This is a genomic window from Sutcliffiella rhizosphaerae (assembly GCF_917563925.1).
In the GTDB taxonomy this organism is placed as follows: Bacteria; Bacillota; Bacilli; order Bacillales; family Bacillaceae_I; genus Sutcliffiella_A; species Sutcliffiella_A rhizosphaerae.
Window position 1 is genome coordinate 20716 of record NZ_CAKJTJ010000034.1, and the last position, 15663, is coordinate 36378.

General features: G+C 39.5%; 15 protein-coding genes. 14 read left to right on the forward strand and 1 reads right to left on the reverse strand.

The annotated features are described in order from the left end of the window. Positions 1-112: 112 nt before the first annotated feature. From glmU to spoVT, 7 genes are all read left to right on the forward strand, one after another. Positions 113-1483, forward strand: a complete 1371-nt coding sequence (glmU, locus tag LRP81_RS19315) for a bifunctional UDP-N-acetylglucosamine diphosphorylase/glucosamine-1-phosphate N-acetyltransferase GlmU (RefSeq protein ID WP_230504186.1) — start codon at positions 113-115, stop codon at positions 1481-1483. A gap of 24 nt (positions 1484-1507) precedes the next feature. Beyond that, positions 1508-2461, forward strand: a complete 954-nt coding sequence (locus tag LRP81_RS19320) for a ribose-phosphate diphosphokinase (protein ID WP_230504188.1) — start codon at positions 1508-1510, stop codon at positions 2459-2461. Between the two features lie 82 nt (positions 2462-2543). Continuing rightward, positions 2544-3188: a 50S ribosomal protein L25/general stress protein Ctc gene (locus LRP81_RS19325; protein ID WP_230504190.1), complete on the forward strand. Its 645-nt coding sequence runs from the start codon at positions 2544-2546 to the stop codon at positions 3186-3188. Between the two features lie 320 nt (positions 3189-3508). Then, positions 3509-4069, forward strand: coding sequence for an aminoacyl-tRNA hydrolase (gene pth / locus LRP81_RS19330; protein WP_230504220.1), 561 nt, complete (start codon positions 3509-3511; stop codon positions 4067-4069). Between the two features lie 98 nt (positions 4070-4167). Then, positions 4168-4398 carry an anti-sigma-F factor Fin family protein gene (locus tag LRP81_RS19335; protein ID WP_230504192.1) on the forward strand — a complete coding sequence of 77 codons (231 nt, stop codon included), beginning with the start codon at positions 4168-4170 and terminating at the stop codon, positions 4396-4398. A 75-nt stretch (positions 4399-4473) separates the two neighbouring features. After that, positions 4474-8007: a transcription-repair coupling factor gene (gene mfd / locus LRP81_RS19340; RefSeq protein ID WP_230504194.1), complete on the forward strand. Its 3534-nt coding sequence runs from the start codon at positions 4474-4476 to the stop codon at positions 8005-8007. A 207-nt stretch (positions 8008-8214) separates the two neighbouring features. Further along, on the forward strand, positions 8215-8751 hold the full coding sequence (gene spoVT, locus LRP81_RS19345) for a stage V sporulation protein T (RefSeq protein ID WP_230504196.1): 537 nt from the start codon (positions 8215-8217) through the stop codon (positions 8749-8751). Between the two features lie 434 nt (positions 8752-9185). Here spoVT and LRP81_RS19350 read toward each other — a convergent pair whose 3' ends face one another. Further along, a complete protein-coding gene (locus tag LRP81_RS19350) occupies positions 9186-9716 on the reverse strand; it encodes a hypothetical protein (RefSeq protein ID WP_230504198.1) in 531 nt (176 codons plus the stop codon). Positions 9717-10143: 427 nt separating this feature from the next. Here LRP81_RS19350 and LRP81_RS19355 point away from each other — a divergent pair, with 427 nt between their 5' ends. From LRP81_RS19355 to LRP81_RS19385, 7 genes are all read left to right on the forward strand, one after another. After that, positions 10144-11742, forward strand: coding sequence for a putative polysaccharide biosynthesis protein (locus tag LRP81_RS19355; protein WP_230504201.1), 1599 nt, complete (start codon positions 10144-10146; stop codon positions 11740-11742). 15 nt (positions 11743-11757) lie between these two features. Then, the gene (locus LRP81_RS19360; protein WP_230504203.1) at positions 11758-13221 is read left to right on the forward strand and encodes a bifunctional methyltransferase/pyrophosphohydrolase YabN; all 1464 of its coding nucleotides are present in this window, start codon (positions 11758-11760) and stop codon (positions 13219-13221) included. Positions 13222-13235: 14 nt separating this feature from the next. Then, a complete protein-coding gene (locus tag LRP81_RS19365) occupies positions 13236-13505 on the forward strand; it encodes an RNA-binding S4 domain-containing protein (RefSeq protein WP_230504204.1) in 270 nt (89 codons plus the stop codon). A gap of 73 nt (positions 13506-13578) precedes the next feature. Continuing rightward, positions 13579-13881: a sporulation protein YabP gene (yabP, locus tag LRP81_RS19370; protein WP_230504207.1), complete on the forward strand. Its 303-nt coding sequence runs from the start codon at positions 13579-13581 to the stop codon at positions 13879-13881. Then, positions 13878-14516 carry a spore cortex biosynthesis protein YabQ gene (yabQ, locus tag LRP81_RS19375; protein ID WP_230504209.1) on the forward strand — a complete coding sequence of 213 codons (639 nt, stop codon included), beginning with the start codon at positions 13878-13880 and terminating at the stop codon, positions 14514-14516. Before yabP ends, yabQ begins: the two co-directional genes overlap by 4 nt. A 15-nt stretch (positions 14517-14531) precedes the next feature. Next, on the forward strand, positions 14532-14918 hold the full coding sequence (locus LRP81_RS19380; RefSeq protein WP_230504211.1) for an FtsB family cell division protein: 387 nt from the start codon (positions 14532-14534) through the stop codon (positions 14916-14918). An 89-nt stretch (positions 14919-15007) separates the two neighbouring features. Further along, positions 15008-15469: a S1 domain-containing RNA-binding protein gene (locus LRP81_RS19385; RefSeq protein WP_230504213.1), complete on the forward strand. Its 462-nt coding sequence runs from the start codon at positions 15008-15010 to the stop codon at positions 15467-15469. Positions 15470-15663: the final 194 nt, after the last annotated feature.

The window sequence follows — 15663 nt, forward strand, 5'->3', positions numbered from 1 at the left end:
TACTTCTGTAAACTTTTTTGTCAAAATATTGTACTTTCGTTTCCTTTCTTGAAATGGTCTTCATTTTGAGATATATTCGTAATGGATAATTAGGTGAAAATGGAGGCCGATTATGATAAATCGTTATGCCGTGATTTTAGCAGCTGGACAAGGGACGCGAATGAAATCAAAGTTATATAAAGTGTTACACCCTGTTTGTGGGAAGCCGATGGTACAACATGTGGTTGATCACGTTTCTGCACTGAATTTTGAACAGATTGTCACCGTTGTCGGTCATGGGGCAGAAACAGTTAAAAGTCACTTAGGAAGCAAAAGTGAGTATGCTTTGCAAGAGGAACAGCTCGGAACAGCTCACGCAGTCATGCAAGCAGCTCCAATGCTACAAGGGAAAAAAGGTGTGACTTTAGTTATTTGTGGAGACACACCACTTATTACACCTGAAACGATGCAAGAACTTCTGAGCGTACATGAAAACACAGGAGCAAAAGCAACAATCCTAACTGCATATGCAGAGGATCCTACTGGTTACGGAAGAATTATCCGCAACAATGAAGGACATGTTGGGAAAATTGTGGAGCACAAAGATGCAACAGAAGCAGAACGAAAAGTGACAGAGATTAATACAGGTACCTATTGTTTTGATAATGAGGCACTATTCTCTGCATTAAGCAATGTATCCAATGATAACGTTCAAGGTGAGTATTACCTGCCAGACGTGGTTGAAATAATGAAAGAAAAAGGCGATATTGTTTCTGCTTATCAAACCTTGGATTTTGATGAGACACTGGGTGTTAATGATAAAGTTGCTCTCTCACAGGCAGAGATGACGATGAAAAAACGCATTAACAAAAAGCATATGATTAATGGGGTCACTATAATTGATCCCAACAATACGTATATCTCTGCAGATGCTGTAATAGGTAGAGATACAGTGATCCAGCCTGGAACAGTAATTCTTGGTGCTACAAAAATTGGTGAGGATTGTGTGATAGGACCTAATTCGGAAATTAAGGATTGTCAGGTTGGGGATAACACGTCCATCCGCCATTCAGTCGCACATGATAGCCAAATCGGAAATGATGTGGCAATAGGTCCGTTTGCTCATGTTCGCCCAGCTTCCCAAATTGGTGATGAAGTAAAGCTTGGTAACTTTGTCGAAGTGAAAAAAGCGAGCTTTGGAAAAGGTAGTAAAGCTTCACACCTTAGCTATATTGGGGATGCAGAAGTTGGATCAGATGTTAACTTGGGGTGCGGCTCCATTACGGTTAACTATGATGGAAAAAAGAAATATTTAACGAAGATTGAAGATGGAGTATTTGTAGGTTGTAATTCTAATTTGGTAGCACCGGTTACCATTGGGAAGAATGCCTATGTTGCAGCAGGTTCCACCATTACAGAGGATGTGCCAGGGGAAGCGCTTTCCATTGCCCGTGCCCGTCAAGTGAATAAGGAAAACTACGTAGAAAAGCTTCACAATAAATAAATCTAGCGGAGGATTCTATCTACCATGTCAAATAAGTATGCCGATTCTAATTTAAAAGTCTTTACGTTAAATTCCAATACTGCCTTAGCAGAAGAAATTGCCAAACATGTTGGAGTTCCAATTGGGAAATGTTCTGTGTCACGCTTTAGTGATGGAGAGGTTCAAATCAATATCGAGGAAAGTATCCGCGGATGTGATGTATTCGTTATCCAGTCTACAAGTGCGCCTGTAAACGAACACATTATGGAAACGCTTATTATGATAGATGCGCTGAAGCGCGCTTCTGCCAAAACAATCAACATTGTTATGCCTTACTACGGATACGGAAGACAGGATCGTAAAGCGCGTGCGCGTGAGCCAATTACAGCAAAGTTAGTAGCTAACCTGCTTGAAACGGCTGGGGCACATCGTGTTATTACACTTGACTTGCATGCCCCTCAAATTCAAGGATTCTTTGATATTCTCATCGACCATTTGATGGGTGTTCCAATTTTAGCGGAGTATTTTGATAGCAAAGAACTACATGATATTGTAGTCGTTTCACCTGATCATGGTGGGGTTACACGTGCAAGAAAACTGGCGGATCGTCTTAAAGCGCCAATTGCGATTATTGACAAACGCCGTCCGCGTCCGAATGTTGCAGAAGTGATGAATATTGTTGGTCAAATCGAAGGAAGAACGGCTATCTTAATTGATGACATGATTGATACTGCTGGTACGATTACGTTAGCGGCGAACGCATTGATCGAAAATGGAGCGAAAGAAGTGTATGCATGCTGTACGCACCCGGTTCTTTCAGGACCTGCTATTGAACGGATTCAAAACTCTAAGATTAAAGAACTTGTCGTGACGAACACGATTTCTTTACCTGAAGAGAAGAAGATCGAAAAAATTACGGAACTATCTGTGGCAGAACTTATTGCAGAAGCAATTGTTCGTGTTCATGAAGAGAAATCTGTTAGTACTTTATTCGATTAATCTATAAAAAATGTTTAACCTTCTATAAATTAGGGAAATAAAAAGAAGACAAGTATTTTATTTTTCCGGGAAGGTGATTCGAATGACAGTATTACATGCAAATGAACGTACAGATTTCAAAAGATCTTCAAGAACCAAAATCCGCCAGGAAGGATTAATTCCAGCGGTTGTATATGGGAACAATACGGAAAATAAATCCATCGCTGTAAATAGCAAAGATTTTATTAAAACTATTCGTGAAACTGGCAGAAATGGGATTATCTCATTGGAAATAGGTTCAGATAAACGGAAAGTAATGTTATATGATTATCAAATAGATCCATTGAAGAGTGAAGAGTTCATCCATTTGGATTTCCATGTCGTTAATTTCAAATCTGAAATTGATGTTGATGTGAATGTAAATGTTACTGGAAATGCTGCGGGAGTAAAAGATGGTGGAGTGCTCCAACAAGTACTTCATGCGGTTTCCATTAAGGTTCTACCAAATGATGTTCCAGACGCCATAGAAGTGGACGTTTCTGAATTAAACGTGAATGATACCATCACGATAGGTGACTTGAATAACTCCGGTAAATACACTTTCAATCATGAGGAAGAAGAAGTGTTAGTCTCTATCTTACCACCACGTGTGGAAGAAGTAGTCGATAGTGGAGAAGTACAGGAACCAAGTGAGCCTGAGCTTGTCGATGGTCGCGAAGAAAATAAAGACAACACAGAGGAGGCGTAACCAAAAGGTTGCGTCTTTCTTTTTGTGGGTTAAGAAAGGACTTAACGACCAGCCTCATTTAATCCATATTTCTTTTTAGTAATGTTTTCCTGGTCTCTACACACTTATTAGAGATTTGTACAAACCACAGTATTTCTCCTTTCCTTTCTGGAATCCTTCTCCTTTCCTTTTTGCCTCTATTTCAAGTAGAATGAAAGAAAGTCCGTGTGAATCGATTAATATTTGACTAATGAACAGGACCAATAGGAGGCATCCTATCTATGATGAAATTTTTACGTTCCTTGTTAAGGAAAGAGGAAGAGGTAGCAGGAGGAGAACAAATGAAAGTTTTTGTTGGCTTGGGAAACCCAGGACGCCAATACGAAGAAACACGTCATAATATTGGCTTTATGGTGATAGATGAATTGGCAGATAAATGGAGTATTCCGCTGACGCAATCCAAGTTTAAAGGGATATTTGGTCAAGGAATGGTAAATGGAGAAAAGGTATTATTAGTAAAGCCGCTTACATATATGAATCTGTCCGGAGAATGTGTTCGTCCATTATTGGACTTTTATAAGCTGGATGTAGAGGATCTTGTCGTAATTTATGATGACCTTGATTTACCGGCAGGAAAGCTTAGATTGCGCCAAAAGGGTAGCGCAGGTGGGCACAATGGCATTAAGTCCCTCATTCAACATTTGCAGACACAAAACTTCAATCGAATAAGAATGGGGATAGACAGACCTAAAAACGGTCCTTCCATATCTGACTATGTACTTGGTAAATTTCATACGGAAGAACGACCTGCAATTGATGATAGTATAAAAAAAGCTGCCGACGCATGTGAAGAAAGCTTGTCTACAGACTTTTTGCAAGTCATGAATAGCTTTAATCGTTAATACAATAGAATGTCTGGTTAGAGCTGGTGAATGCCCGGTTTTGTATAACAATTTTTCCCTTTGTTCATACTATTGGTAAAAGCAAGGGGGGCAAACCGATGGCTATTCACTATCATTGTAGGCATTGTGGTTACAAGGTGGGTTCAATTGATTCCCAATCCGTGTATACAGAACAGTTAGGATTTCACCAATTAACCGATACGGAACGACAAGAAATGATTAACTACCAACAAAATGGTGATGTACATGTTAAAACGATTTGTGAGGATTGTCAGGAGGCGTTGGAGCGAAACCCAGACTGGCATGAGGAAGAGAGATTTATTCAATAGCTTAGCTTTGGTTGAATACCAAGGCCTTTTTGTGTATAGAAAAGAAACAGTAATGGAGAGAGGAGGGATTCCGAAATGAAAGGTTTTACCCCATATTTTACCGAAAATGATGATTTTCAATCCATTTTAGAAGGTTTGCAGGAAGGGATGAAAGAGCAGTTAGTTTCAGGTATTTCTAATTCTGCGAGATCCATGCTTATAGCATCTCTATACCAGGAACGAGAAAAGCCAATTTTATTAATTACACATAATTTGTATCATGCACAGAAGGTTTACGATGATTTAGCTGGCTTTCTTCCGGAGAATGAATTATTCCTGTACCCTGTTAACGATGTGCTTGCGGCAGAAATCGGGATCGCAAGCCCAGAATTAAAAGCGCAGCGAATTGAAGCATTAAACCACTGGACTGCCAAACGTAATGGGATCGTTATTGCTCCTATTGCAGGATTAAAGCGAATCCTTCCTGTTAAAAATAAATGGAAGCATGCCCTTATAAAGGTAGAGGTTAATAAAACTATAGAATTGGATAACCTTGCGGATCGTCTAGTTTCATTAGGCTATCAGCGTACCGGTATGGTTGCTACCCCAGGAGATTTTAGTATCAGAGGGGGAATCATTGATATTTATCCAATTACAGAGGAGTATGCCGTCCGTATCGAACTGTTTGACGATGAAGTGGAATCGATTCGATATTTTACAGTGGATGATCAACGCTCCCAGGAAAGTTTGAAGCAGGTGACGATTGGCCCTGCGACGGAAATACTACTAACAAAACAGGAAATGGCAGATGGCCGGGAAGTCTTGGAACAAGAACTGGCTAAAACGTTAAAGAAGGTAAAGAATGAGAACGTTAGACAACTACTGACGGAAAACATACCGTATGAGCTGGAACAGTTGAGCAATGGACAAGTGTTTTCGGAAATATACAAATATCTTTCCTTAATCTATCATACCCGTGCTAGCTTACTAGATTACCTTCCTGAAGGCGGTCTTGTGGTACTGGATGAAATTAGTCGGATTCACGAAACGGCGGAAGGCTTGGATAAAGAGGAAGCAGAATGGCTAATTGAATTGCTGGAAGAAGGGAAAGCGGTGCAAGATTTATCATTTTCCCATTCCTTTGCACAGGTGATTCATAGTAGTGAGCATCCATTTTTATATTTATCCTTATTTTTAAGGGCGGTTCCACATACACATCCCGAAAATTTAATAAGTATGTCCTCTAAAAGCATGCAGCATTTCCATGGGCAGATGCATCTATTAAAATCGGAAATCGAGCGGTGGAGAAAAGCTAATTATGCTGTAGTGGTACTAGCATCTGATCAGGAGCGGATGAACAAATTAGAGGCTGTTTTTGCAGATTATGATATGGACATCCGAAAGCTCTCAAGAGGTTCGGCATTTGTCCATGGGGAAGTACAGATAGTGGAAGGAGATCTTCATTCTGGTTTTGAATTTCCTATGCAAAAACTAGCTGTAATTACAGAAGAAGAACTTTTTAAAAAGAAAACGAAAAAACCAAAGAGCAGACAAAAGTTAACTAATGCTGAGAGAATCAAGAATTATACGGAATTAAATGTCGGCGATTATGTAGTGCACATTAATCACGGGATCGGGAAATACCTAGGGATTGAAACGCTTGATATAAATGGACTTCATAAAGATTATATTCATATTAAGTACCAAGGCTCTGATAAGCTTTATGTTCCAGTTGAACAAATCGATCAGGTACAAAAATATGTTGGTTCTGAAGGTAAAGAACCAAAAGTGTATAAGCTTGGTGGAACGGATTGGAAAAAGGTAAAAACGAAGGTAGAATCCTCTGTTCAAGATATAGCAGACGACCTCATCAAGCTATATGCAGAAAGAGAGGCTAGTGTTGGTCATGCCTTTTCCCCTGATGGAGAGATGCAGAGAGAATTTGATGCTACGTTCCCATATCAAGAAACAGAAGACCAGCTGCGCTCCATCCATGAAATTAAAAAGGACATGGAACGTATGAGACCAATGGATCGTCTCCTTTGTGGTGATGTGGGTTACGGCAAAACAGAAGTGGCTATTCGTGCTGCCTTCAAGGCAATAACGGACGGCAAACAAGTAGCTATTTTAGTTCCTACCACGATATTGGCACAGCAGCATTACGAAACAATTCGAGAGAGATTTCAGGATTATCCGATAAACATTGGCTTGATGAGTCGCTTCCGATCAAGAAAGCAACAGACAGAAACAATTAAAGGACTTGGAAATGGCACAGTGGATATTGTTATTGGGACACACCGGATATTGTCGAAGGATATAAAATACAAAGATCTCGGACTGTTAATCATTGATGAAGAACAGCGCTTTGGTGTTACACATAAAGAAAAAATTAAACAGCTAAAAGCGAATATTGACGTGTTGACCTTAACAGCAACTCCGATTCCACGAACGCTCCATATGTCCATGCTCGGTGTGCGTGATCTTTCCGTAATTGAAACCCCTCCGGAAAACAGGTTCCCTGTTCAGACGTATGTGATGGAGTACAACGGTAACCTAGTTAAAGAAGCGATAGAACGCGAATTAGCTCGTGGTGGTCAAATTTACTTTCTTTATAATAGAGTGGAAGATATTGAACGGAAAGCGGATGAAATTTCCATGCTAGTACCAGATGCACGTGTCACTTATGCACATGGGAAAATGACCGAAAATGAATTGGAATCTGTGATGATTGAATTTTTAGAAGGGGAAGCCGATGTCCTTGTAAGCACAACGATTATTGAAACTGGCGTGGATATCCCTAATGTGAACACCTTAATTGTGTTTGACGCGGACCGAATGGGACTTTCCCAGCTTTATCAATTGCGGGGACGTGTCGGGCGCTCCAACCGAGTCGCATATTCCTATTTTACTTATCGTAAAGATAAAGTATTGACGGAGGTAGCGGAAAAACGTCTGCAGTCTATTAAAGAATTCACAGAGCTTGGTTCTGGATTTAAAATTGCGATGCGTGACCTTTCCATTCGGGGGGCAGGAAATCTTTTAGGTGCCCAGCAACACGGATTCATTGATTCTGTTGGGTTCGACATGTATTCTCAAATGTTAAAAGAAGCTATTGAAAGTCGACAAGGACCAAAGGACGCAAAGCCTGCTCATGAAATAACAATCGATGTGGAACTGGATGCTTATATCCCAGAGTCCTATATTCCAGACAGCAATCAGAAAATCGATATGTACAAAAGGTTTAGAGGACTGGAAACTCCAGAAGATATGGTAGAACTCCAGGATGAAATGAAGGATCGGTTCGGAAACTATCCGCAAGAGGTTCATTACCTATTCCAAGTTTCGGAAATGAAAATCCATGGGCTTAAAGAGAAAGTGGATTCTATTAAGCAGATGAAACAGGAACTGGTTATTCTAATATCAGAAGAGGCAAGTAATCAAATTGATGGTCATAAGCTATTTTTACTTGGAAATGAATACGGTAGAAAAGTTAGCTTGGGGATGGAAGGAAAGCGTCTTAAGATTGTCATCCAAACGAATAAAATAACAAGCGATGAATGGCTACAAATAGCTTTATCCATGATAAAAGGACTAGAAAAAGTAAAAAAAGAAAGTGTAAATGCGTCCTAAAAGGTTTGAGAATAGCAAATTATGTCTATATAAATACTGGGGGAATTTACAAACAGAAAAAAACTTTTCCAACATGTATATAACTCCCTGAGTGTAAGATACTAATTTCAACGAATGGTGAATTCTTCAAAAGCAGGACATCTTGATCAATTCCACCAATTTAACTCATCTCTTTTTATCATTGGATGAAGGAGGCAACATAAGCAAATGAAAGCTACTGGTATTGTTCGTCGTATTGATGACTTAGGTCGCGTAGTAATTCCGAAAGAAATTAGAAGAACCCTACGTATTCGAGAGGGAGACCCGCTTGAGATTTTCGTGGATCGGGATGGAGAGGTCATCTTAAAGAAATACTCCCCGATTAGTGAATTAAGCGATTTCGCCAAAGAATATGCGGAAGCTCTTTATGACAGTTTAGGGCACCCTGTATTAATCTGTGATCGTGATACATTTATTGCTGTTGCTGGAAGCTCTAAAAAGGAATACCTGAATAAGAGCATCAGTGAAATCGTGGAAAAATCCATGGAAGATCGCAATTCTGTATTAAAAACGGATGAACAGCAATTGGCAATTGTCGATGGTCATGTTGAAACACTTGCTTCCTATACAATCGGTCCTATCGTTGCAAACGGAGACCCAATAGGTGCAGTGGTCATCATGTCCAAAGAGAAATCCCTAGGTGAAGTAGAACAAAAAGCTGTGGAAACGGCTGCTGGCTTCTTAGCAAGGCAAATGGAGCAATAATACTCCCTAAAATGAAAGTAGGACGGAAAAACAATTTGTTTTTCCGTCCTACTTTTTTATTGCTAGTAAGTTTTTGATTACCATTTGAGAAAAACTTGAGAGTGTGTGAAAAGTATCGGTTTTTGTTGAGGTGTACCGCACAGTCGATAAAGGCATGCTTTTCGTCGATAGATTATTTTTTCCGTCGATAAAGGCTTTCTTTCCGTTGATAACTGCTTCGTTTTCATTGATAAAAGAGGCTCTCCGCCAAAGAGTCCCCATTTTTTCTATAAATTAAGTGCATTAAGCCCTCTCCACCGCTAATTTCACCAAAACCCTATAAGAATGTAGTACTTTCCAAGTCCAAAAGTGTGGTCAAATGGAATGCCGATGGGCAGTCAGCTTCTTGAGTTGCGCAATGTCTCGCATATCGAGATCATAAGGAGATCCACTAGCTACGCCAATAAAAAGCGAATTAACCCGTACATAGCAAAACCAAATAGAACAATACCAGAGCCTATTCCAGTAATGGCGCTATTGGCGACATGAAGTTTTTTGGCGATGAACAAGGAGCCAACTGATACTCCAATGAGAAGAATAGCAAGTATGTACAAACTGGCATCTTGAAAAATGTCCTTCAACCAAATAAAGTGTATGCCGACAATAAATGCGATCCAAGGAGCTACATAATCTTGGCGCTTTGTTTTTAATAACCCAGCTGCCCCGATACCGGCAAGGAGGAACTCGATTACTACGAAAATTAAATAATTTCGGAATACCCCTGGATCTGATAAAGCAGTTGCGGAATTCCAATGGGTTACACTTAGATAGATGCCAACCAAACTAATCAAGAGTGCTACACCTGATGCGATTCCAATGTATAATCGCCAACTTTTCTTAGGATTTTCCTGTGCCCAACCAAACCAACTAAAACTAAAAAATCCAAATATGGCAGTATACATGGCGTAATCCCTGATATATTCCATTTATAGACCTCCTTATTCAAACGCTTGCTAAGGAAAATTAAATGCATGTAGGATAGCTCCTCCGGCCAGAAGGGGAAACTAGCCTAGTCATATGCCTCAAAGAGCTGGTACAAAGTCGCATTGTTATCACAATTTTCAGTCTAATGCATCGCCAACATTAGAGTCAATATAAGCGGATAGGTGACTGGAATGACCTATTACGGATTCGTTAAAAGTCAAAAATGATGGAAAAGGCGATTCCGAAATTAGTAACCTAGATATAAAGGGGATAACACTTTCTTTTTTTCTTTATTTAGTGCATTCTATTATTGATTGTATAATCAGATGCGTATATTCAGAGAGGACTTCCTCATTTTATGCGTGTAAGTGGTGTTCAAACACATGATCGTTCTACTTTGGCTAATTGCTAGTGAAAAAGGCGGATTTTATGACAAATGACGTTTCCCCTCATCCCTATCAAAAAGTATGGAATGGTGCAATGATTTTAACAGTGGCAGGGATATTGACGAAAATACTCAGCGCTGTATATCGGGTGCCTTTCCAGAATATAGTGGGGGATGTTGGTTTTTATATTTATCAACAAATATATCCATTCTATGGAGTGGCTATAGTATTAGCTACATATGGTTTTCCTGTAGTAATATCAAAGATTATTGCAGAGCATCCCCTAGAAGGCAGGGATTTGGCTGCTAGGAAAATAAGATGGGTCTCCTTCCTTTTCCTTCTGTTATTGGGACTGCTTTGTTTTATTCTTCTATACGTTGGCGCATTTTCCATCGCTTCTTTAATGGGGGACGAGGAGCTTGCAGTACTTATTAAAATGGTGGCTTTTTCGTTTTTGATCCTTCCATTTGTTTCTGTGTGGCGTGGGAGTTTTCAAGGGATGGGGGATATGACCCCCACAGCGGTGTCCCAAGTTAGTGAACAATTGGTGCGGGTAGCGATAATTATTATCTTGTCCTATGCGTTGGTGAAGGCAGGTTTCAGTCTTTATGATGTAGGTGCAGGAGCCCTTTTTGGCTCTGTTGCAGGAGGATTTGCGGCTGTTTTGGTGTTGTTGTTTTTTTATCAAAAAAATAAGCGTAGGAACATTCACCATCAAACGGCCAAAATAGAACTTCCAACATCCTTCTCTATTATCAAAGCTTTAATAGTTCAAGGAATGACTATTTGTATTACGAGTCTTTTACTCATCCTATTCCAAATGGTGGATGCTTTTACCATATATGCTGGGCTAATCAATGGGGGGATGATGGAGGAGACTGCGAAAGAGCTAAAAGGTATTTATGATCGCGGACAGCCTCTTATTCAGCTAGGGACCGTAGTGGCAACAGCTTTTTCTCTTTCTTTAGTTCCTTTTATCATCCTTTCAGGCGGAAAAGGAAAGGAAGTGAAAGAAAAAATAAACCTTTCTATTCGGGTCAGTATTGCCGTGGGAGCAGGAGCCGCATTTGGAATTGCATGGCTGATTACACCGATTAACACGATGCTATTTTCAAATGGAAGTGGATCGATGGTGTTAGGTGTACTCGGGTTTTCTATATTATTTTGTAGCATTTCCCTAACGGCAGCGGCCATCTTGCAAGGATTAGGGAATCCTTATTTACCGGCATTATATGTAATCATTGGAATTGCTTTGAAGTATATATTAAACATAGTGCTTATCCCTGCATTTCATACGCTAGGCGCAGCAATTAGTACCGTTACCGCATTCGGCCTTGTTGCTCTTCTTTTGCTAATCGCATTGAAAAAAAGAACTGGGAACTTAATGATGAAAAAGTTAGCAATTACGCCATTGTTAACAAGTATTGGGATGATGTCGGCAACATTGGCTGTTTTTCTCCTTTTCACGGATCCTTATGTTGGAGACAGTCGCCTACTATCCACGATCCAAGGCTTTTTAGGGGTAATGATAGGCGGGTTCGTTTATTTGGTGATACTAGTGAAAAATAGTTTTTTTTCAAAAGAAGAATGGATGCTCATCCCACTAGGTAAACAATTGGTAAAACTATTAAATAAAGCATAAAAAGTTGGTGTGATAATGAGGACAATTACAGTTTTAGGCTTGGGAGCAGGAGATTTGGAGCAGCTTCCAATTGGAGTATATAAAAAATTAATGGGTGCGAATCATCTTTATCTTCGCACAAAAGAGCATCCGGTGATTAAAGAACTAGAAAAAGAAGGACTCAACTTTCAATCTTTTGATACGATATATGAACAAGAAGAGTCTTTTGCGTCCGTTTATGAAAAAATTACAGATGAACTGATTAATTTTAGTAGAGAAAATGATATTGTTTATGCTGTCCCCGGACATCCTTTAGTGGCAGAAAAAACCGTGCAGCTCTTATTAGAAAAAGAGAAGCTAGGTGTTATCAACCTAGAAATAAAGGGGGGACAAAGCTTCCTTGACCCAATGTTTACGGCGCTAGGACTCGACCCAATTAATGGGTTCCAGTTTCATGATGCAACTTCCCTTATCAAAGATGCGATCGAACCCACCCAAGCGATGATATTTTGTCAAGTATATGACCAGTTTATCGCCTCAGAGGTAAAGCTGACATTAATGGAGCTACTACCAGATGATTATCCTGTCACCATCGTCACTGCGGCGGGATCTTCGTTGGAGCAGATTACAGAGGTCCCACTATTTGAGCTTGATCGTGTAACAGAAATTAATAACTTAACTAGTGTCTATGTCCCCCCGGTTACAGAAAAGGAAATGTTATATAAACAGTTTTCCTCTTTCCGCCAAACGATTGCTATCTTACGTGGACCTGACGGCTGTCCGTGGGATCAGAAGCAGACACATGAATCTTTAAAGAAGTATTTAATAGAAGAAGCATATGAACTATTGGACGCTATTGACCAAGAAGATACGGAAGGCATCATAGAAGAGCTTGGAGATGTGTTACTTCAAGTGATGCTCCACGCACAGATTGGGGAAGATGAGGGGTATTTCTCCATTGATGATGTGATTGAAGGAATTAACGAAAAAATGATACGCCGTCACCCGCACGTCTTTAGTGACAGCGCGGTGGAAGATGCCGATGATGTTGTGACAAAATGGGAGCAGATTAAAGCGGAAGAAAAAGAAGAGCGTAAAGAACAGTCTCTGCTCGATTCCGTAGCAAAAGGACTACCTAATCTCACAAAAGCATACCAATACCAGAAAAAAGCAGGGAAAGTAGGCTTTGACTGGAAGGAAGTCGCACCGATGTGGGAGAAGGTAATAGAAGAATTGGAAGAGTTCCAAGTCGAAGTGAGAGGCGGGAAGGATCCAGAAAGTATTGCCTCTGAATTTGGCGATGTTTTATTTGCACTTGTAAATGTTGCAAGGTTTTATCAAATAGATCCGGAAGAAGCCGTTGCTATGACCAACCGTAAATTTTACCAAAGGTTTACGTTTATTGAAAATAAGGTAAAAGAAACAGGGAAAAGTTTTAAGGAATTTACCTTAGATGAATTGGATGCCATTTGGGATGAAGCTAAAAAGACCGGATTATAAGGGGAGAAAAATGTATGCGTTTAGATAAATACTTAAAAGTATCAAGAATTATTAAGCGCCGTACTTTGGCAAAGGAAGTTGCCGAACAAGGCAGAATATATATTAATGGTGTACAGGCAAAAGCAAGCAGTAACGTAAAGGCTGGCGATGAATTAATGATTCACTTTGGACAAAAAATCGTGACAGCTTCCATTGATAATGTCCAGGAGAATGCAAGGAAAGAAGAAGCAACGATGATGTATACCATTTTGAAAGAAGAAAGAGTGCAACAAACAGAAGAATAGAAGGCTTGTTCTAAAAAATATTCCTTCTCATATACATGTACTATCAAGAAGTCATGATAGGTGAGGGATGAGTATGAACCAATATTATGAACATCAACAAGAAAACAAGACGGTGCAAGAGCAAGATATTGTAATGAGAAGCCGCAGATTGTTAGATATCACTGGAGTAAAACAAGTAGAAAGTTTTGATAATGAGGAATTTTTACTTGAGACCGTTATGGGCTTTCTTTCGGTAAGAGGGCATAACCTTCAAATGAAAAACCTGGATGTGGAAAAAGGGATTGTCTCGATTAAAGGGAAAATCTCAGAAATTGTCTACCTGGACGATCAACAGGGGGAGAAAGCTAAAGGGTTCTTTAGTAAGTTATTCAAATGACCCTGACAACCCAGTTTTATACCATGATAGCCATGATCGGTGTCGGGGCTTGGCTGGGGCTGGCTATAGATACGTACGGCCGTTTTCTGAAAAGGGAAAAAAGAGCCAGATGGATTGTATTTATTCACGATATTCTTTTTTGGCTCTTGCAAGGCCTCATCGCGTTCTATGTCCTGCTGTTAGTCAATGAAGGAGAGCTTCGCTTTTATATCCTCATCGCCCTTGTTTGCGGATTTGCAGCCTATCAAAGCATATTCCGATATTTTTATTTAAATTTGCTAGAAACGATTATTAAGCTAGTCCTTAACTTGTATTACTTCTTAACAAAAGTAGTAAGAATGTTAGTAGTTAAACCTATTCAATTATTAGTACAAGCCGTCTTACTAATTATACTTGGGACTTGGAAGATTATTTTCCAAGTGGTACGCTTTATACTTCTGTTAATATGGAGAGTTGTCAAACTTTGTTTACTCCCATTTAAATGGACAGGCATGTTAGCGTGGAGGCTGTTACCCGAGTCAGTTAAGAAAATTTTTCAAATTCTTTTTAAAAAACTTGAAGGATTTTTCACACTAGTAAAGAATAGGAAACATAGTATAATGAATAGAGTAAAGAATTTCTGGAAAAAGCGCTAAGAGAGGAATGATACGATGAGCGCGGCAAGAAATCAAAAAATAGCTAAAATCCATTCCGACTATTCCAAACAGAAGCAAGAGCAACAATTAAAGCAGCAAAAAAAACGCCGTGGACTATATCGCCGTTTATCATTATTCTTTTGTATCGCACTAATATTTGGAATATTAATGGGAAAAACCCTCTTAGACCAACGATCTATTCTTCAAGATAAAGCAGAAAGAAAAGAAGCCGTTGAACAAGAGCTAGTGAAGCTGGAAAAAACACAACAACATTTAGAAGAAGAAATAGTAAAACTTAACGATGATGATTATATTGCAAAAATTGCCCGTCGTGATTATTTTATGTCTGAGAACGATGAGATTATCTTCAATATACCGGACGATAATACCTCAGCAGATTAGTCGTTATATTGACACCTTAATTTTGCTCTAGGTATAATAGAAGGTAAAGTGATTTATTTTTTAAGATTCTAAGGAGGAGCATTTTTTTTATGTCAATCGAAGTAGGCAGCAAGTTACAGGGAAAGGTAACAGGAATAACTAATTTTGGAGCGTTTGTTGAATTGGCTGGTGGAACTACGGGTCTCGTTCATATCAGTGAAGTTGCTGACAATTATGTTAAGGATATTAACGACCACCTAAAAGTTGGTGATGAGGTACAAGTTAAAGTAATCAACGTGGAAAAGGATGGGAAGATCGGTCTTTCTATTAAAAAGGCAAGTGACACATATCGTGAGCCACAACCACGTCCAACTCAATCAACACAACGTCCAAATAATAACCAACAACGTTCAAGCCAACGACCACCACGAGGAAAAAGGGAAGAATTCCGTCCAAAGGAAAACTTTGAGCAAAAGATGGCAAGATTTTTAAAGGATAGTGAAGATCGTTTATCTTCCCTGAAGCGTAATACAGAATCAAAACGCGGAGGTCGCGGAGCAAGAAGAGGCTAACTTGCTGCTGAATATCTCATATAAAAAAGTAACATTTGATTGGCACGCCCTGTTTATAGGGGCGTGTTTTTTATGGTTCTATAATAAATGTTGGGGTTCCTACACAATTTGAAGACATAAAAAATGCACGTAATCACCCAGTCTAATATACTTGAATTGTCGAGAAACAAGTATAGATTGGAGATACGTGCATA